The following is a 16,212-nucleotide window of genomic DNA, read 5'->3' as shown; positions in this document are numbered from 1 at the left end:
GGCAACGGAGCCGCAAGCCGTCGTTGAAATCATCCTGTATTCAACGGCAGCTATTCGATCCTCGGCGCCAGGAGCAGACCGTCCGTTGTCGGCCCCAAACAGGACCTTCGTAGTGTGGGGTCGTGCACTTGGAACCGGATGGGCAGGGGCTTTGATGCGGGTCAAGCCATTGTAGGCTGACATCTTGGCGAACCAGTCCGCATCGGCTCTGGGTCCACCGATGCCGCCATTGCCTCCCCTTCATTTCGCGAGCGCACCAACGACCTCTCGAACGGGCTGATCTGGCCGAAGGACGGCTGAAGCCTCGACCGCCTATGCCGCAATGGCGCGGCGCGCGTTTCTTCCCCTGAGCAAAGCCCATTCCTCGCGGAACCAAGAAACGCGCGCCTGCGCCATCCTCCGCTTTGCTGCGGCCGCAAGCGATGCGGCGGCGGTCGCCTCCGGCCCCGCGATCGCCATCGAGGTCGCATGGTGCGGGCTCGGAAACGAAGAAAACGGAGACTGAAAATGGCTACCATCGGCACTTTCAAGAAGACCAATGCGAACGAGTTCACCGGCGAGATTGTCACCCTCAGCGTCCAGGCCAAGGGCGTACGCATCGTCCCCGACACCCGGGCCAGCGGCGAGAACGCTCCAAGCCACCGCGTGGTTGTCGGCAAGGCCGAGATCGGCGCCGCCTGGTCCAAGCGCTCCAACGAGGGCCGCGACTATCTCGGGCTCAAGCTGGACGATCCGAGCTTCACCGCTCCGATCTACGCCAACCTCTTCGCCGACGAGGAAGGCGAGGGCCACAGCCTCATCTGGTCCCGCCCCAACCGCCGCAACGGCGAGTGAACTGGCCAACGCCTCGCCCGGTATCGGGCGAGGCGTCTTCTGCCGGTGACCGCGGAAGCTTTTCGCGCCGCGGGCTGCCATCACCGGGCTTCCTGTCATCAGATGCGTTGCTTGATGCGCGATGGCGTGAAGATGGTTGAGCGCGGCTACCACCAATTGATGTGCGCGCGACGCCGCCACTCCTGAAAGCCTCTTGGCGGTGCGAAATAGCGGCCCGCAATTGCGCACCTGACCACGGTGCCCTTGCTCCGCCATCCTGGCCATGGATCGCCGTTCAATCGCGACGGCCGCAAGGAGACATCCCATGAATGCCGACGCCGCGCCATTGCCGCCGCGCTACCTGCGCACTTCGGAAGCAGCGCATTTCCTCAGTCTTTCTGCGCGTACGCTCGAGAAACACCGCACCTACGGCACCGGGCCTGCCTATCGAAAACTCGGCGGCCGCGTCGTCTACGCCGTCGACGACCTCCAGGCCTGGGTCCAGCGCGGCGCGATGACGTCGACATCCGATCCGCATGGCTCGGTGATGCCAGCCAAGCCTCAAGCCGCTCGCCTGATCGCCTATGCCGGGCGCGAGAGGCGCTGACCCGGCTGATCTCCCCTATGTCTGGACGCACACGCCAACCGTCGGAACGCGGACAGCTTGATCTGTTCCACGCGCTGCCCGGTGTTGTCGCGCCACGCGATGCGCAGGACCTCATGGCCTATCCCTTCTTTTCCCTTGCCAAATCCAGGCGCATCGCGCCGATCGATTTCCGCGCCGGCGATGTGGCGATCCGCGTCGAGGCGGTGCCAGACCACGGCATGGCGACGATCTGGGATGCCGATATCCTGATCTGGGCCGCGAGCCAGATCGTCAACGCGCGGGATGCCGGATTGCGCACGTCGCGCCTGATGGCCGCGACGCCCTATGAAATGCTCACCTTCGTCGGCCGCGGTGTCTCGAAGCGAGACTATTTGCGCCTCAAGGCGGCGCTCGATCGCCTGCAGTCGACAAGCGTCGTCACCTCCATTCGCCAGCCCGCCGAAGGCCGGCGCCATCGCTTCTCGTGGATCAATGAATGGCAGGAGCGCTTCGATCTAAACGGGCGCCCGCTCGGCGTCGAATTGATTTTGCCCGATTGGTTCTACAGCGCCGTCATGGATGACGCGCTGATCCTGACCATCGACCGGGCCTATTTCGGGCTGACGGGCGGCCTGGATCGGTGGCTCTATCGGCTGGTGCGCAAGCATGGCGGACGCCAGCGCGCTGGCTGGCGTTTCGACATCCGGCATCTGCATCAAAAGTCCGGCAGCCTCTCGCCGCTCAAGCGCTTCGCCTTCGAGCTGCGCGACATCGTGCGCCGCCAACCTTTGCCGGGATATCTGCTGTTCACGGAAGTCGAAGCCAGCGGCCGTGTGCTGCTGGCTTTCGAACCGGCGCCAGCGCCGGTTGACAGGATCGTGCCATCGGGAACCCGAATTATCGTGCCATCGGGAACCGCATCCTCGTGCTTTCGGGAACCGCGATCGGCCTTAAGGGACGGGCCCGTAACGGAAAACCGCGCCCTTAACTTAGAGTCTAACTCCCAATCTAACAGTCTTGCGCGCAAGTCGCGGACTGATGGTTGGGAGCAGAGGCGGCGGTGCGTTGGCCTGCGCGAGGGCGACGACACATGACGTCGTCTGCCCGATCGACGCCGCGCGGCGACCTCACGACGGTCGAGCTGATCTGGATCGAGAAGCGGATCGAGCATCGCATCCGCTTCGGACGTCCGGCCGATCAGACGATCATCGACAAGCGGCGCCGCGTCGTCGGATTTGCGCCAGGCAGTGTTTTTGCGTTCGTGCGCTGGGCGGCGAATGACTTTGGCACTGTCGTTTCGCGCATCGACATCGTGCGCGCGGTCTTGCCCGCTGAACCTTATCAGACGCTGCCTTACATCCGGCCAGGCGGCGAGATCCTGCTCAAGATCGCGGGCTGGAACAAGGTCGAGCGAGTTCTCCAGCTGATCGATGCGATCGAAGCGATCGGTCTCGATCCGGCCGAGGCCGCACCCGACTATTGGCGTCAGACCCACAACCGCCTGGTCGCCGGCGCAACGCCGCGTGCCTATTCGCTTGAGCGGCACCGGGCCTTTCTGTTGCGCAAGCGGGTGACCTCATGAGCCGCGCCGCCTACATAGCCGCGGCACTTGCGGCCGTCGTCGCGACGGTCGCTCCGGCTGTCGTGAAGATGCCGCCGCTGCTGCTGTGGAATGCATCGGCCAGCGCGCCGCTTGGGCTCTATGCGATCAGGAAAATGGCCGTACCAACGGCTGGCGCGCTCGCTGTCATCGAACCGCCAGACAAGGTCGCCCGGTTCGCCGCCATGCGTGGCTACCTTCCGCTCGGCGTGCCGATGCTCAAGCACATCGAGGGCCTTCCCGGGAGCCAAGTCTGCCGCCTCGGCCGCGCCATCACGGTGAACGGGCTCGGCGTGGGTGTTGCATTGGCGCGCGACCGCAAGGGGCGCGCGCTGCCGGCATGGCAGGGCTGCCGCGTCGTCGCCGCCACCGAAATCTTCGTCATGAACCGGAAGGTCGAGGACAGTCTCGACGGCCGCTATTTCGGCCCGTTCCCGGCGACCTCGATCGTCGGAGCCGCGCTGCCGCTTTGGACCGACGAGAGGGGCGATGGCCACAACACCTGGCTCGCTCCGGCGAACTGAAATTCAGCCCAGCCAACAAGAGGTAGGAGATAATCCATGGCCGAGATCGGCGTCTTCCACAAAACTGAATCTGGTTATTCAGGACGCATTCGAACGCTGCTCGTTGATGCCGAGCTGGTGCTCGTGCCGACCAAAATATCTGACGGCAAAGCGCCGGATTTTCGTATCCACATCGGCGACGGCAGCAGCCCCGAGGTCGGCGCGGCCTGGAAGGAAACCGGACAGACGGCTGGCGACTATCTGTCGTGCCGGTTGGAGGATCCGCTGTTTGGCCGGCGCTTTCGCGCCGGTCTCTTCCGAACCGACGACGGCTCCTGGTCGCTGCGCTGGATCCGGCCGAAATCGCGGCCGGAGCGCGCTCGATGAGTGGGTCATCGGCGCCGAAATGTGCGACCGGAAGCCGCCCCGTCAGTCGGCTACCCAGTCGGCGAGAAGCACTTTGCCTTATCGGTGGCATGCTGATCCTCTGCCACGCAATGACGGGGGCCCTCGCACAATCCGCGCCGGCCTCACGCAAATCCGCGGACGATCCTTATGCCGCGCCTATTGCCGAGGCGTCGCATCGCTTCCGTGTTCCCGAGCGCTGGATACGGGCAATCATGCACCTCGAAAGCGCCCGCGACCCGCGCGCCGTGTCACGAAAGGGGGCCTTGGGCTTGATGCAGATCATGCCCGCAACCTTTGCCGAGCTGCGCCTTCGTCACCAGCTCGGCCGCGATCCCTATGATCCGCGCGACAACATCCTTGCAGGCACCGCTTATCTTCGCGAGCTGTATGATCGATACGGTTCACCGGGCTTTCTGGCCGCCTACAATGCCGGGCCAGGGCGTTACGAAGCCTCCTTGAAGGGGCGTCCGCTGCCGGCTGAGACCCGGGCCTATGTTGCGACGCTTCGCCCTTTCTGGGGCGGCGGTGATGCACCCGGCGCGCTCACCGCCGGTCATGCCGAGGCCGTCAGCTGGAAGGTTGCGCCGCTGTTCATAGTGCGGTCGGGGTCCATGGCCGCGTCCGGTCTTTCGTCCGGCGAAGCCCCTTTCGTCGACGTCTCGTCGTCACCGTTGGTGCGCGAACTTTTCGCGGCCGTTCCGCAGCCCCGCCAGCTGTTCACTGGGTCCGACGTCCGGACATCGCAGCGATGACGAAGTCTCCGTCAGGTCGCGCCCTGGCGTCTCGTTTGACGTCGCAGCCAATGAGGCGCGCAGAGCACAGGGCAACAACCGAGGGATGGCAGGATAAAAGCGCGCACATTGCGCGGCGGTCGGGTGGTTGTTCTTGTTTGATTTTCTGGCGCGTTCCGCACATTTCCAGCCATCGGCGCAATGTGTATGAAGCAGCCAAGATATTGTATTTGTTTTTCTTTTTCCACATTGCGGTGCCGCGCCATGGCTGATGAGCGCGAGTTTCGCATTCGACCCGGGCGCATCCGCTCGACGCGCGCCCAGCAGGCCCGGCCCTTCATCGCGCAGGTGTTGGCCGCGGCGAAAAAGGCCGGCGGCGGTATTTCGCGCTCGGGCCGGATTGTACAAGCGAGCCGCTCCCGCTTTGGTCACGGTCAGCGCGCCAGCATCCAGGCCAACCGCCTCATCACCTCGCGGTCGCGCGGCGCCGTCGTCAAGGCGCGCGTCGTCCGTCATTCCGTGGGCGCCGCTCCACTTGGCACCCACCTCAACTATCTGCGCCGCGAGGGTGTCAGCCGGGACGGGGAGAAGGGGCAGTTGTTCGGGCGGGGGACGGAGAATGCCGATGGCGCGGCCTTCGCCGCTCGCGCCAAGGACGATCGTCACCATTTCCGCTTCATCGTCTCGCCGGACGACGCTCTCGAGATGGCGGACCTCAACGCCTTCACCCGCGATCTGGTGGGGCAGATGGAGAAGGACCTCGACACGCGGCTCGACTGGGTGGCGGTCGGTCACTGGAACACCGACCATCCCCACATTCACCTGATCGTGCGTGGGGTTCGCGACGATGGCCAGGATCTGATCATCGCGCGTGACTACATCAAGGAAGGCATGCGCGACCGGGCTCGCGATCTGGTTACCCAGGAACTGGGTCCGCGCACCGATCTCGATATCCGCCACAGGCTCGAAAGCCAGATCCAGTCCGAGCGGTGGACGCAACTCGATCGGCAGTTGCGTCGCGACAGCCGCGACAGCGGGATCATCGACCTCGCGCCATCTCCAAAAAGGCAACCGGACGAGTATCACGCTCTGAAAATCGGTCGCCTGCGCAAGCTCGAGACCCTTGGTCTTGCCCAACAGGCCGGGCCTGGCCAATGGGCAATCGACGAACGGGCCGAAGCAACACTGCGCGAGCTTGGCGAGCGCGGCGACATCATCAAGCGCATCCACCGCGCAATGAGTGCGGCTGGCATCGAGCGTGGCTCAGCCAATTATGTCCTGGCCGCGGAGAGCCTGGAGACGCCGGTTATCGGCCGGCTGGTTGATCGTGGGCTCGATGACGAACTGATCGGCACGGCCTATGCCGTGGTCGACGGCGTCGACGGACGCACCCATCACATCAAGCTCTCCGAGCTGGAGGCGGCTGGCGACGGCGCACCTGGATCGATTGTCGAGCTGCGAAAATTCGATGATGCGCGCGGTCAACGCCGGGCCGCACTCGCCGTGCGCTCCGACCTTGGAGTGGATCAGCAGATTACGGCATCGGGTGCGACCTGGCTCGACCGGCAGGCAATCGCGCGCGAACCGGCCGCCCTGGCCGAGGCCGGCTTCGGCGCCGAGGTTCGCGACGCTCTCGACCGGCGCGCCGAACATCTTGTTAAACAGGGGCTCGCGGAGCGGCAAGGCAGACGCATCATCTTCACCCGAAGCTTGCTCGATACACTGCGGCGGGCGGAACTGGGGACGCTTGGCGACAGGCTTGCGGCCGACACTGGTAAGCCCTTCAAGCGCGCCGCCAGCGGAGACTTTGTTGCCGGCGCCTATCGCCAGCGCTTGTCACTCGCCTCCGGCCGTTTCGCCATGATCGATGATGGGCTCGGCTTCCAGTTCGTCCCCTGGACGCCATCACTCGAAAAGCATCTCGGCCAGCATGTCTCCGGTGTCGTGCGCGGCGACGGCGGCATCGACTGGAGTTTTGGCCGCAAGAAGGGGCTCGGCCTCTGAAAACCAGATGAAAGGAGCACGCCATGTCCGCCACGAAAATCTTGTGGGGCCATATACTCACGGTCTTCCTGATCGTCCTGGCGACGACCTGGGCGGCGACGCAATGGACCGCATGGAAACTCGGTTTCCAGGCGGGGCTTGGTCCACCCTGGTTCGAGATTGCTGGGTTGCCCATTTACTATCCGCCCGCTCTGTTCTGGTGGTGGTATTTCTACGATGCCTACGCCCCCTCTATCTTCGTGAAAGGCGGCTTGATCGCCGTGTCCGGTGGCTTCCTCTCGATCATCGTTGCCATCGGCATGTCGGTGTGGCGGGCGCGCGAAGCCAAGACTGTTCAGACCTACGGGTCGGCGCGCTGGGCCCAAAAGCGAGAGGTGGAGGCTGCGGGCCTGATCGACAACGATGGTGTGGTACTCGGGCGTTACGATCGCCATTATCTGCGTCACGATGGGCCAGAGCACGTGTTGTGCTTCGCCCCGACGCGGTCCGGCAAAGGCGTCGGTCTGGTGGTGCCTTCGCTTCTGACCTGGCCGGGCTCGGCGATCGTCCACGACATCAAGGGCGAGAACTGGCAGCTCACCGCTGGCTTCCGCGCGCTGCACGGACGCGTGCTGCTTTTCGATCCGACCAATTCGAGATCGTCAGCCTACAATCCGCTTGTCGAAGTCCGTCGTGGCGAATGGGAGGTCCGCGACGTCCAGAACATCGCCGACATTCTCGTCGATCCGGAAGGGAGCCTGGAAAAGCGCAACCATTGGGAAAAGACCAGTCACGCGTTGCTGGTCGGCGCGATCCTCCACGTTCTCTACGCCGAGCAGGACAAGACGCTTGCCGGCGTCGCCGCCTTCCTCTCCGATCCGAAGCGTCCGATAGAATCGACGCTTGCCGCGATGATGAAGACCGCGCACCTGGGTGATGCCGGCCCGCATCCGGTTATCGCCAGTGCGGCGCGCGAGCTGCTCAACAAATCCGACAATGAACGCTCGGGCGTGCTGTCCACCGCGATGTCCTTCCTCGGTCTCTACCGCGATCCGGTTGTCGCCGGGGTGACCCGGCGCTGTGACTGGCGAATTTCCGACATCGTCGGGGGCAAGCAACCGGCAACGCTCTATCTCGTCGTGCCGCCTTCGGACATCAACCGGACCAAACCGCTCATCCGCCTCATCCTCAATCAGATCGGTCGCCGCCTCACCGAGGACCTGCCTACCAAGACAACCCGCCACCGGTTGCTTCTGATGTTGGACGAGTTCCCGGCGCTGGGCCGCCTCGATTTCTTCGAGAGCGCGTTGGCCTTCATGGCCGGCTATGGGCTGAAGAGCTTTCTCATCGCGCAGTCGCTCAACCAGATCGAGAAGGCCTACGGTCCCAACAACTCGGTCCTCGACAATTGTCATGTCCGCGTCAGCTTCGCCACGAACGACGAGAGGACTGCCAAGCGTGTCTCAGACGCACTCGGCACGGCAACCGAAATGCGGGCGATGAAGAACTATGCCGGTCACCGGCTTTCGCCGTGGCTCGGACATCTCATGGTGTCGAGGCAAGAGACCGCCCGTCAGTTGCTCACCCCTGGCGAGATCATGCAGCTTCCGCCGACCGACGAGATCGTCATGGTGGCAGGCGCGCCGCCAATCAGGGCCAAGAAGGCGCGGTATTATGAGGACGCCAGTTTTAAGGAGCGCGTGTTGTCGCCACCCGAACTGGCCCGGTCCGGAGAGGCCGAGCCTGACGACTGGAGCGAGTTGCCGATCCTGGCTCACTCTGAGGCGACGCAAGTTTCCGGAACGCTACAGCAGGGCGATGGCGATCCAACGGGATCGGAGCGCCGCCTGCAGGCAGAACTCAATCGGGCGCAGGCTTTCGAGAAGGCGGCGCCCATTGAGAATGAATTCGAAATGGAACCGGCCGACGATGCCGACGATGATGATGCCATCCGCAACCGGCGCCTGGCGCGCCTCATGCAGGGTGTTGCACGGCAGGTCTCCCTCGACCCCGATGACGGCATGGAGTTGTAGGCGCCATGACGGCTCGCAAAAGGAAAGTGCAGATTTCCGTCTATCTCGACCAGACCATCATGACGATGCTTGGCGATTATGCAGCGCGGCGCGGTCAACCCCAATCCATGATTGCGGAAGCAGCACTGGCTTCCTTCCTGTCGCCGGATGCCGATGAACGCCGCGAGGCCGCTATCGCCAAACGCCTCGACCAGGTCGATCGCCGCCTGGCCAGGCAGGAGCGCGATATCGGCATTGCGGTCGAGACACTGGCGGTGTTCGTCCGCTTTTGGCTCGCGACAACGCCGGCGTTGCCCGAGCCCGCCGCCCAGGCCGCACGCGCCAAGGCGGCCGAACGCTATGAAGCCTTCGTCACGGCCTTGGGAAGGCGCCTGGCGAAGGGGCCGAAACTGCGGCAGGAGATTTCCGAGGATATCAATCCGATGGACAACAGCGAAAACCCACCCTGACGGATTGCAGGTCAATCATCGGCTGGCTTGGAGCCTGATGGCCATGTTCATCATGATGATGGGTATACTCGACGCCGCTGGCGATCACGCGACGACGATGTTGTTGCACAGGTGACGACGATGGTGATCAGCCGCGGCAACAGAATGAGCGAGCAAGTCCCGGCAGCCGGTTCGTCGCACCTTGATCAATCGATGGCATCAGCCTTGTTGTCGGTGAGAAGAGCCGCCCTCTTGCCGATAGCCGACTTGACTGAGTCGACAAGCTGTTCAGGAAAATCGCGGGGCAGCGACATGATCACCTCGTCGGCCTGCTTCTCCACGTTTTCAGCAATGTCATCGAAAATTCTGCGCATGACAGCGGTACCCACACCGGCAATGTCAGCGGTCTGCAGGAAATGGCGTGGCATGATGTCAGGTACCGAATAGTGCCTGTTCTTGCCGACGGACATTGCCAGCTTGAATTTTTTGCGCGGGATCTGTCCGGTATCAAGGCTGGGTTGGGCGGTCAGCACGTCGTAAAGCGGCGTCATGCGGAATCGTCCGCCAGGGCTGAGAAAAATACTGAAATTCTTGGCGTGGCCGTCTGTCGCGCCAATCAGCCAGAACAAGATGCAGGTGCGCAAGAAGGTACCGATGTCTTCATCAGGCGTATCGCTACCCTTCAGAAGCTCGACGATCTCGCGCATGCCGGGACCGCCATCCGACTGGTACTTGCGCGTCGGCGGCACCGACAGCGCTTGACAGATATCCTCCTGCGGCAGGCGCAGGAGGCGGCCGTCGCGGGCCCACAGCCGGTCGAAGCGCTCTACGATCAGCGTGCGGCGCTCGCCGAAGTCAGCGATCTGCGCCTGAGCGGCGGGAACGCCAAACGCTTGCAGCAGCTTAAGGCACAGATACTCGTTCTCGACGCTGTTGGAGAGATCGATGCCGTTCGGCAGCCGGCCGATCTGCGGCTTCAGGATATGGGTGGTCGCTGCCGTGCCGATCGGTTTGAACCAGCTTCCGTCCTTGCGCAGCAGTGCGGTCTTTTCCTGCGCGCCGGCAATCGAGATGCGAAAGTCCTCATCCTCGCCGAGGCCTAGCGGAGCGGCAGCAAGGTTCTCGATTATCCCGGCGACGTCCTCGTTGCTGACCGGCTTGCCTTCGACACTGCCGGGAGGGCCTGGATCCATGCCATCGGGCAGGAATTGCAACGCCCCGACGCAGTCATGGCCGAGCGTAGCCAGCATGCTGTAGGCATCCGTGCCGTCGGCGCCGACGCGTTCGGCAACACGCCTGCGTATGGCGTCATTGTCCGGAAGCAGGTTGTCGAAGACGTTGGTCACTGGCGTGCCGATATAGCGGTCTTCGCGTAAGGGAAGCGAGAGTGAGATCGGGAAGGTGCCGCGCCAGCCCAGCCATTCGCGTGCGTATTGGAAGTCGATGGCGCCCGTCGATTCCCTGCGCAGTACGCCGACCGAACGCCCGTTCAGAAACACGTTCAGGGGGATGTGAGCCCGTCGCCGTGCCATCAGAACAGGTCCTCAATATCAGCAGAGCTGCCTTTGCTGCGCGCGCGCACGACGAGTTCAAGGTCGAGAGCGGAGAGGGCGGCCATCAAGGTGCGGAGTTGCATAGCGGGCTCGCCGGCCTCGAGGCGGGAGACCGTACCCTGGCGCAGGTGGATCTGGTTGCTGAGCGAGCCTTGCGTGAGTCCGGCGTTCTTGCGGGCGCGGCGCAGAATGGCCCCGAGTTGTTTTTCGTTGCGAGCGATCTGGTCTGTCATGATAGGTCTCCACGTCTGCAATATACGCGATCGCGTATTATTCGTCAATATACGGAGTTGCGTATAAAATGGAGATATACGCGATCACGTATATGAGGAAGATATACGCGACCGCGTATGATGCCGACGCGTCAGCCGGCAGCGGCGGTCTTGGCGCCCCAGCTGAAGCGGTCCGCACCCGGTCATCGCCAGCGCCGCACGGGAACTTCTGAACAAGTCCGACAACGAACGCTCCAGTGTACTCTCGACCGCGATGTCCGCAATGCGAGGCGGCGATCTCCAGGCGTCTCTACCGGACCGACCGCCGGATCGCGCGCCTGGAGCGCCGGCATCTCGCTGGAAACCTTGGCCGTTTTTATCCGCTTCTGGTTGGCGCGACTCCCGCTTTGCCGGAACCGATGGCGCAGGCGGCGCGCGCGAAGGCGAACGAACGCTACGAGGCATTCGTCGCCGCGCTTGGCAGCGCCTCGCCGAGGGGCCAAGCCGGCGGCAGGAAATCCCCGTAGACGTCATGCCATCCAGCGACGCAGAATGACGATGAGAGGCCTGTGGGCAGAGGCGCCGCCCGGGCTAGCGCGGCGCCGCCATCTGGGTTCTGTTGCTGATGGCGTTCAGTTGGCGGCTCCGCACAACTGCGACGTCGTCAATCCTGGCGGCACGTTCTCAGTGGGGCCAAATCCGTACTTCGCCATGATGGTGGCGATCGTGCCATTCGACATGACCTTCGCCAGACCCTGATTGTAGAGGTCGCGCAGATCGCCATCGTCCTTCCTGAACGCGATCGCGATGTAGCTGATCGACTTATCGTCCGTCGTGAACGGGCTGGCGCGCTCCAGATCGGGGCTCTTATTGCCGGCAAGCAGCCCGATCACCGTCGGGGAAGAGAACAGAGCCGCGTCGACGCGACCGGCGCGCAGTGCCGCGATGTTGGTCTCGATGTCGGGGAACTGCAGGATGCGGTCTTCCGGCACGCCCTCGGTGATCGCGTTCTTGATGACATTGCTGCCGCGGCCGCCGCCCATGATCGCGTCGGATTTCTTGGCGAGATCCGCATAGCTATGGATCGCCTTGGGGTTGCCGGCGAGCACGACCGCCGCGTCGTCGGACCTCAGGTCGGGAGCGCCGAAGGCAACCTGCTGACATCGCTCCGGCGTTATCGATAGGCCTGATGCAACGGCATCGAAACGGCCGGCCATCAGGCCAGGGATCAAGGCGCCGAACTCGGTGACCTCGAAGTCGACCTGCTTGACGCCGAGATCGGCAAAGGCAGCCCTGAGAAGATCCGGATGCCAGCCGAGCAACTCGCCGGTTCCCTCCTTCTTGTAGCCCCATGGCGAGCGGTTGTGGATGCCGATGACGATGCGCCCTTCCTTCAAGACGCGTTCTTTCGTGGTCTCTGCCGTTGCCGGCAGCACAGATCCAACAAGCGCGGCATAGCAGATGCAGGCCAGGCCAATCGCAGCCGATCGGGCTCGAAATTTCATCGGTATCCTCCCATGAGTTTGAGTTGCGCGAAGGCGTCCCGCCTCAGCCGCTCAACGCTACGGTTGGATGCGGTGTTTCGTCAATATATATATACGAAATATAGACGAAATATTGCGGATGAAGTGGTGAGTGGGTCAGGCCTGCCCCTCGAGGAGGGTCGGTCCACGGCCACCGCACGCGTGCCCTGGGCGTCGAGCATTTCGGCCCGACCGGTACGATCGCGGATCTCTATCGGCATTACGGGATCGATGCGCAAGGCATCATGGCCGCGGTGCAATCGGTGTCGGCCGGCCGGGCCGCTGAGGCACCTTGGCTCCGCCGCCTGACGTTCCCCCAGCATCGCCTCGCGGCCGGGTCGTTCGATATGGGCCGTCAATACCGGAATTCCTTGAGGGCGGCTGCCAACCGTCGGCGCCATCTTCCCCGTGGCGTGAAAGCGTGGGGGAGATGAAATGGGTGGGGCCGGCGATTTCATGAGCCGTGAAACGATGAAGTCGTCGGTGGGGACGGCGGCGGCGATTGCGCATCACGGCGAACTCATCCAGGGCGTCTTCAAGGATGATGGCGGGCGCCTTCATCGCGGGCTCGTGACGCTGCCGATTGCCGGCTTGAGATCGGAGGCGCGCTTTGCCAGGAGCGACGACGATGCGGTCGTTGTCCACCCCGATCATAAGGTCAAGGCGTCGGCCGCCGCGCGGCTCACGCTCGGTTTCTTGAACGTCACCGGCGGCGGCGAGCTGACACTTCAAAGCTCGATTCCTGTGGGGCACGGCTACGGCTCATCGACGGCTGACGTTGTCGCTTCCATTCGTGCTGTCGCCGCAGCCGTTGACGTCCAGCTGCGACCGTCAAGCATCGGGCGTCTGGCCGTGGCTGCCGAGCGCGCCAGCGACGCGATCGCGTTCGACGAGCACGCAGTGCTTTTCGCGCAACGCGAAGGCACGGTGATCGAGAATTTCGGAGGCTCCCTGCCGCCGCTGCTTCTGGTCGGGTTCAAGGCAAATGGCGGGGTTGCGGTCGATACATTGCAGCTGCCGCCCGCACGCTACGACAGTGCCGAGATCCAGGAATTCGGCGTGCTGCGGGCGCTGGTGGCGCGGGCGGTTCGCCTTCAAGATCCCTATCTTCTCGGACGCGCCGCCTCGGCCAGTGCCCTGATCAGTCAACGGCACTTGCCGAAACAGGGCTTCGGCGAGATCGCCGAAATCGCCGGGCGAGCCGGGGCGTGCGGAGTGCAAGTCGCCCATAGCGGTTCGTTGTTCGGCCTGATTTTCGATCTTTTCGCATCGAATCTGAAGCGACGGGCGGCCCTGGTCGCGCAGCAGATAAGACGTGCCGGCTTCAAGGATGTCGAAGTGCACCTGGTCAATGCGGAGGGCTGGACATGGTGACCCCCGCAGTGGACTATTTCAGGGACCTCGAGACCCCGCGCCTTGTGCTGTTGGCGCCCAATCTCGTGGCCGCTGCGTTCCCGCTGATGAAGCTGATGCCGGCCCGCTACATTCTGGATCGGGCAGCGTCGAATGGCGAACTGAAGGCCGGCTCCCATATTGTCGAAACGACGTCCGGCACGTTCGGAATGGCGGTGGCGCTGCTGGCGGCGGCGCGTGACTATCGCCTTACGCTGGTCACCGCTTCAACGCTGATCGATGCCAAATACAAAGCCCGCCTGGAGCGCATCGGCGCCACGGTCATCGCCCTTGACGATCCGCGCGGCGACGGCAATCAGCCTGGCCGCCTGAAGCGCCTCCAGGAAATCCTCGCCAACGAGCCGGACGGCTTCTGGACCCGCCAATACGACAGTCCGGGTAATTGGCTCGCTTATGCGCGGCTGGCCGAACTTTTCATCCGGGCGATGGGCAAGGTTGACTGCCTGGTCGGCTGCGTCGGTACGGGCGGCTCGTTATGCGGCACCGCGTCCTTTTTGCGAACGGTCTTTCCGCATCTGACGGTGTTTGCCGTCGATACCCATCGCAGCATCCTGTTCGGACAGCCCGTCGGCAAACGCATGCTGCGGGGCTTGGGCAACAGCGTTCTGCCGAAAAATGTCAGGCATGAGCTTGTCGACGAGATCCATTGGGTTGGCGCCTATCCCGCTTACATGACCGCGCATCGTTTGCTGCGCGAGCACGGCCTCTTCATGGGGCCGACCAGCGGCGCCGCCGCCTTGGTGGCGCAATGGGTTGCAACGACCCTTCCGGATGCGCAAGTGGCGGTCATCATGCCTGACGAAGGCCATCGCCATGCCGAGACCGTCTACAATGATGACTGGCTTGCGGCTCTGCCTGGCTGGCCCTGCAAGGAACTGTCCGAGCCAAGGACTCTGACCACCATCGCACCGGCCGCGGAGACGCAATGGACGCGCTTTCTTTGGCTGCGTCGCAGTCTCGACGATGTGCTGAAAACGCAGGAAGCAGGCGAAGTGCCCCCGGCTGTTGGCGCTCCGGAAAATCTATGAAACGAGATCCAGCCCGCTTTTGTCGAGCCAGCGCCAGGCGTCGTCAGTCGTCTGGAAGACCTGATCGCGTTCATTCGATCCGGCGGACCGATCGAGGTCCTTGAGACCGCTGGCTGTCACGACGGCCACGACACGGTCTGTCGCTGCGATGACACCTTGGTCCTTCAATTTCGATATCGCCATCAGCGGCGTGACCGACGCCAGTTCGGCAAAGATCCCTTCGTCCCGCGCAAGGCGCTCCTGCATCCCGATCAGGCCGTGATTGCTGACGGGGACGGCGTGCCCGCCGGATTCGCGCAGAGCCTTCAGCGCCTGAAAGGTGCTGCGCGGCGTGCCGATCGATACGGCAAGGCTGTCGAAGAGCATCTTGCGTTCACTCAACGCATCGGCGCCGCTGGCCAGAGCGTCCGCCAGCGACCCATGCACCTCCGCCGCGACGAGACGCGGCAGGCGCGTGATCGACCCTTGCGCGAACAGCTCGCAAAAGCCAGCCCACACACCGGACAGGGCATCGCCGTAGCAGACCGGCAGGACGCACCAGTCTGGCGCCGTGCCATCTGATTGCTCGACGATCTCGTAGGCGATCGTCTTGTAGCCCTCGATGCCGAGTGGATGGCTGCCGACGACCGGACCGTGATAGGGCGAGGCGATGAACCAGTCGTAGCGGGCAGCCGCCTGTTCAAGCAGCGACCATCGGTCCATTTTGCTGACCAAGGGCAGGACCGTCGCGCCATATTTGCGGATCTGCGCCAGCATGGCGCCGGCTGATCCCGCGAAAGTGGTGACGACGCATTTCAACCCGGCTCGGGCAGCGTAGGCCGCCAGCGAAGCGCCGGCGTTTCCCGATGAGGCGGTCGCGACGATCTTCGCGCCGCGCCCGCGCGCCACGCTGACCGCGATGGTCGAGAAGCGGTCCTTGTGCGACCAGGTCGGGTTTCGGCCTTCGTCCTTGATTGCGAGGTCCGGCACGCCGAGAAACGTACCGACGCGCGGTGCGGCAAGCAAAGGTGTCAGACCCTCGCCGAGGCTCACCGCCTCCGCCTCTGGGCAAGGCAGCATATGCGCATAACGCCACAGCGAGCGCGAGCTGGTGGCGCCGGCCAAGAGGGGAGACTGCGGGGCCGCATAGACCGGGCGGAGATTTGCCGGCGCGGTGTCTTGGCAGCGCGCGCATCCTTTGGAGTCGATTGTGACATCGGCGGGGTAGGAAGCGCCGCATCGGATGCAGACGAGTTCCAGGACCCGGCTTCTGTCCATCTCGGGACGGCTAATCTCGCCTGAGGAATGCGCGGACATGTCGTGCGCTAGGTCGCGAAACGGCCGGCTCGTCATGGCTATTCCTTATTCAGGAAACGATGAATTCGCTTGTTGTTTCAAACAGCCAACAGCACGGCTGTC

General features: G+C 63.6%; 16 protein-coding genes and 1 pseudogene. 13 read left to right on the top strand and 4 right to left on the bottom strand.

Going from position 1 to position 16,212, the window contains the following annotated elements; genetic code table 11:
- Positions 1-507 precede the first annotated feature (507 nt).
- The 10 genes from AC56QP_RS35505 (at position 508) to AC56QP_RS35460 (ending at position 9,106) form a co-directional block, all read left to right on the top strand.
- A complete protein-coding gene (locus AC56QP_RS35505) occupies positions 508-834 on the top strand; it encodes a DUF736 domain-containing protein (RefSeq protein ID WP_113190782.1) in 327 nt (108 codons plus the stop codon).
- A 304-nt stretch (positions 835-1,138) separates the two neighbouring features.
- Positions 1,139-1,420 carry a helix-turn-helix transcriptional regulator gene (locus tag AC56QP_RS35500; protein ID WP_489863790.1) on the top strand — a complete coding sequence of 94 codons (282 nt, stop codon included), beginning with the start codon at positions 1,139-1,141 and terminating at the stop codon, positions 1,418-1,420.
- 17 nt (positions 1,421-1,437) lie between these two features.
- Positions 1,438-2,493: a replication initiator protein A gene (locus tag AC56QP_RS35495; protein WP_489863791.1), complete on the top strand. Its 1,056-nt coding sequence runs from the start codon at positions 1,438-1,440 to the stop codon at positions 2,491-2,493.
- Positions 2,490-2,981, top strand: a complete 492-nt coding sequence (locus AC56QP_RS35490) for a DUF2840 domain-containing protein (RefSeq protein ID WP_489863792.1) — start codon at positions 2,490-2,492, stop codon at positions 2,979-2,981. The genes AC56QP_RS35495 and AC56QP_RS35490 overlap by 4 nt, the downstream gene beginning before the upstream one ends.
- A complete protein-coding gene (locus tag AC56QP_RS35485; RefSeq protein WP_489863793.1) occupies positions 2,978-3,523 on the top strand; it encodes a S26 family signal peptidase in 546 nt (181 codons plus the stop codon). The genes AC56QP_RS35490 and AC56QP_RS35485 overlap by 4 nt, the downstream gene beginning before the upstream one ends.
- Before the next feature lie 36 nt (positions 3,524-3,559).
- Positions 3,560-3,889, top strand: coding sequence for a DUF736 domain-containing protein (locus AC56QP_RS35480; protein ID WP_489863794.1), 330 nt, complete (start codon positions 3,560-3,562; stop codon positions 3,887-3,889).
- On the top strand, positions 3,886-4,662 hold the full coding sequence (locus AC56QP_RS35475; protein ID WP_489863795.1) for a lytic transglycosylase domain-containing protein: 777 nt from the start codon (positions 3,886-3,888) through the stop codon (positions 4,660-4,662). Before AC56QP_RS35480 ends, AC56QP_RS35475 begins: the two co-directional genes overlap by 4 nt.
- A 243-nt stretch (positions 4,663-4,905) precedes the next feature.
- Positions 4,906-6,645 carry a relaxase/mobilization nuclease domain-containing protein gene (locus AC56QP_RS35470; protein ID WP_489863796.1) on the top strand — a complete coding sequence of 580 codons (1,740 nt, stop codon included), beginning with the start codon at positions 4,906-4,908 and terminating at the stop codon, positions 6,643-6,645.
- 23 nt (positions 6,646-6,668) lie between these two features.
- The gene (locus AC56QP_RS35465; protein ID WP_489863797.1) at positions 6,669-8,657 is read left to right on the top strand and encodes a conjugal transfer protein TraG; all 1,989 of its coding nucleotides are present in this window, start codon (positions 6,669-6,671) and stop codon (positions 8,655-8,657) included.
- Positions 8,658-8,662: 5 nt separating this feature from the next.
- Positions 8,663-9,106 carry a CopG family transcriptional regulator gene (locus tag AC56QP_RS35460; RefSeq protein ID WP_489863798.1) on the top strand — a complete coding sequence of 148 codons (444 nt, stop codon included), beginning with the start codon at positions 8,663-8,665 and terminating at the stop codon, positions 9,104-9,106.
- Between the two features lie 185 nt (positions 9,107-9,291).
- Here the strand turns inward: AC56QP_RS35460 and AC56QP_RS35455 are convergent, their stop codons facing one another.
- Together AC56QP_RS35455 and AC56QP_RS35450 are read right to left on the bottom strand one after the other, a co-directional pair.
- The gene (locus AC56QP_RS35455; RefSeq protein ID WP_497101098.1) at positions 9,292-10,617 is read right to left on the bottom strand and encodes a type II toxin-antitoxin system HipA family toxin; all 1,326 of its coding nucleotides are present in this window, start codon (positions 10,615-10,617) and stop codon (positions 9,292-9,294) included.
- Positions 10,617-10,871, bottom strand: a complete 255-nt coding sequence (locus tag AC56QP_RS35450; RefSeq protein WP_284276439.1) for a helix-turn-helix domain-containing protein — start codon at positions 10,869-10,871, stop codon at positions 10,617-10,619. Before AC56QP_RS35450 ends, AC56QP_RS35455 begins: the two co-directional genes overlap by 1 nt.
- A gap of 266 nt (positions 10,872-11,137) precedes the next feature.
- Between AC56QP_RS35450 and AC56QP_RS35445 the strand changes: the two are divergent.
- A pseudogene (locus tag AC56QP_RS35445) lies at positions 11,138-11,406 on the top strand (CopG family transcriptional regulator); the annotation flags it as partial.
- Positions 11,407-11,482: 76 nt separating this feature from the next.
- Here the strand turns inward: AC56QP_RS35445 and ehuB are convergent.
- Complete coding sequence (gene ehuB / locus AC56QP_RS35440; RefSeq protein ID WP_489863799.1) at positions 11,483-12,355, bottom strand: ectoine/hydroxyectoine ABC transporter substrate-binding protein EhuB; 873 nt, start codon at positions 12,353-12,355, stop codon at positions 11,483-11,485.
- Between the two features lie 588 nt (positions 12,356-12,943).
- On the opposite strand from ehuB, the gene AC56QP_RS35435 reads away from it, so the two are divergent.
- Both AC56QP_RS35435 and AC56QP_RS35430 read left to right on the top strand, forming a co-directional pair.
- Positions 12,944-13,747, top strand: coding sequence for a GHMP family kinase ATP-binding protein (locus AC56QP_RS35435; protein ID WP_497109061.1), 804 nt, complete (start codon positions 12,944-12,946; stop codon positions 13,745-13,747).
- A complete protein-coding gene (locus tag AC56QP_RS35430) occupies positions 13,741-14,814 on the top strand; it encodes a PLP-dependent cysteine synthase family protein (RefSeq protein ID WP_489863801.1) in 1,074 nt (357 codons plus the stop codon). Before AC56QP_RS35435 ends, AC56QP_RS35430 begins: the two co-directional genes overlap by 7 nt.
- Here the strand turns inward: AC56QP_RS35430 and AC56QP_RS35425 are convergent.
- Positions 14,809-16,071, bottom strand: coding sequence for a threonine synthase (locus AC56QP_RS35425; protein WP_489863924.1), 1,263 nt, complete (start codon positions 16,069-16,071; stop codon positions 14,809-14,811). The genes AC56QP_RS35430 and AC56QP_RS35425 overlap by 6 nt on opposite strands.
- Positions 16,072-16,212: the final 141 nt, after the last annotated feature.

It is taken from the genome of Mesorhizobium sp. RCAM 05104 (assembly GCF_059683645.1).
The sequence above is the reverse complement of the archived record's forward strand: the minus strand, read 5'-3'. Positions and strand labels throughout refer to the sequence as shown.

Bases quoted from the DNA above. Each gene is read 5' to 3' on its own strand.
- AC56QP_RS35505 (WP_113190782.1), top strand. From the start codon at position 508: ATGGCTACCATCGGCACTTTCAAGAAGACCAATGCGAACGAGTTCACC.
- AC56QP_RS35500 (WP_489863790.1), top strand. From the start codon at position 1,139: ATGAATGCCGACGCCGCGCCATTGCCGCCGCGCTACCTGCGCACTTCG.
- AC56QP_RS35495 (WP_489863791.1), top strand. From the start codon at position 1,438: ATGTCTGGACGCACACGCCAACCGTCGGAACGCGGACAGCTTGATCTG.
- AC56QP_RS35490 (WP_489863792.1), top strand. From the start codon at position 2,490: ATGACGTCGTCTGCCCGATCGACGCCGCGCGGCGACCTCACGACGGTC.
- AC56QP_RS35485 (WP_489863793.1), top strand. From the start codon at position 2,978: ATGAGCCGCGCCGCCTACATAGCCGCGGCACTTGCGGCCGTCGTCGCG.
- AC56QP_RS35480 (WP_489863794.1), top strand. From the start codon at position 3,560: ATGGCCGAGATCGGCGTCTTCCACAAAACTGAATCTGGTTATTCAGGA.
- AC56QP_RS35475 (WP_489863795.1), top strand. From the start codon at position 3,886: ATGAGTGGGTCATCGGCGCCGAAATGTGCGACCGGAAGCCGCCCCGTC.
- AC56QP_RS35470 (WP_489863796.1), top strand. From the start codon at position 4,906: ATGGCTGATGAGCGCGAGTTTCGCATTCGACCCGGGCGCATCCGCTCG.
- AC56QP_RS35465 (WP_489863797.1), top strand. From the start codon at position 6,669: ATGTCCGCCACGAAAATCTTGTGGGGCCATATACTCACGGTCTTCCTG.
- AC56QP_RS35460 (WP_489863798.1), top strand. From the start codon at position 8,663: ATGACGGCTCGCAAAAGGAAAGTGCAGATTTCCGTCTATCTCGACCAG.
- AC56QP_RS35455 (WP_497101098.1), bottom strand. From the start codon at position 10,617: ATGGCACGGCGACGGGCTCACATCCCCCTGAACGTGTTTCTGAACGGG.
- AC56QP_RS35450 (WP_284276439.1), bottom strand. From the start codon at position 10,871: ATGACAGACCAGATCGCTCGCAACGAAAAACAACTCGGGGCCATTCTG.
- ehuB (WP_489863799.1), bottom strand. From the start codon at position 12,355: ATGAAATTTCGAGCCCGATCGGCTGCGATTGGCCTGGCCTGCATCTGC.
- AC56QP_RS35430 (WP_489863801.1), top strand. From the start codon at position 13,741: ATGGTGACCCCCGCAGTGGACTATTTCAGGGACCTCGAGACCCCGCGC.
- AC56QP_RS35425 (WP_489863924.1), bottom strand. From the start codon at position 16,071: ATGGACAGAAGCCGGGTCCTGGAACTCGTCTGCATCCGATGCGGCGCT.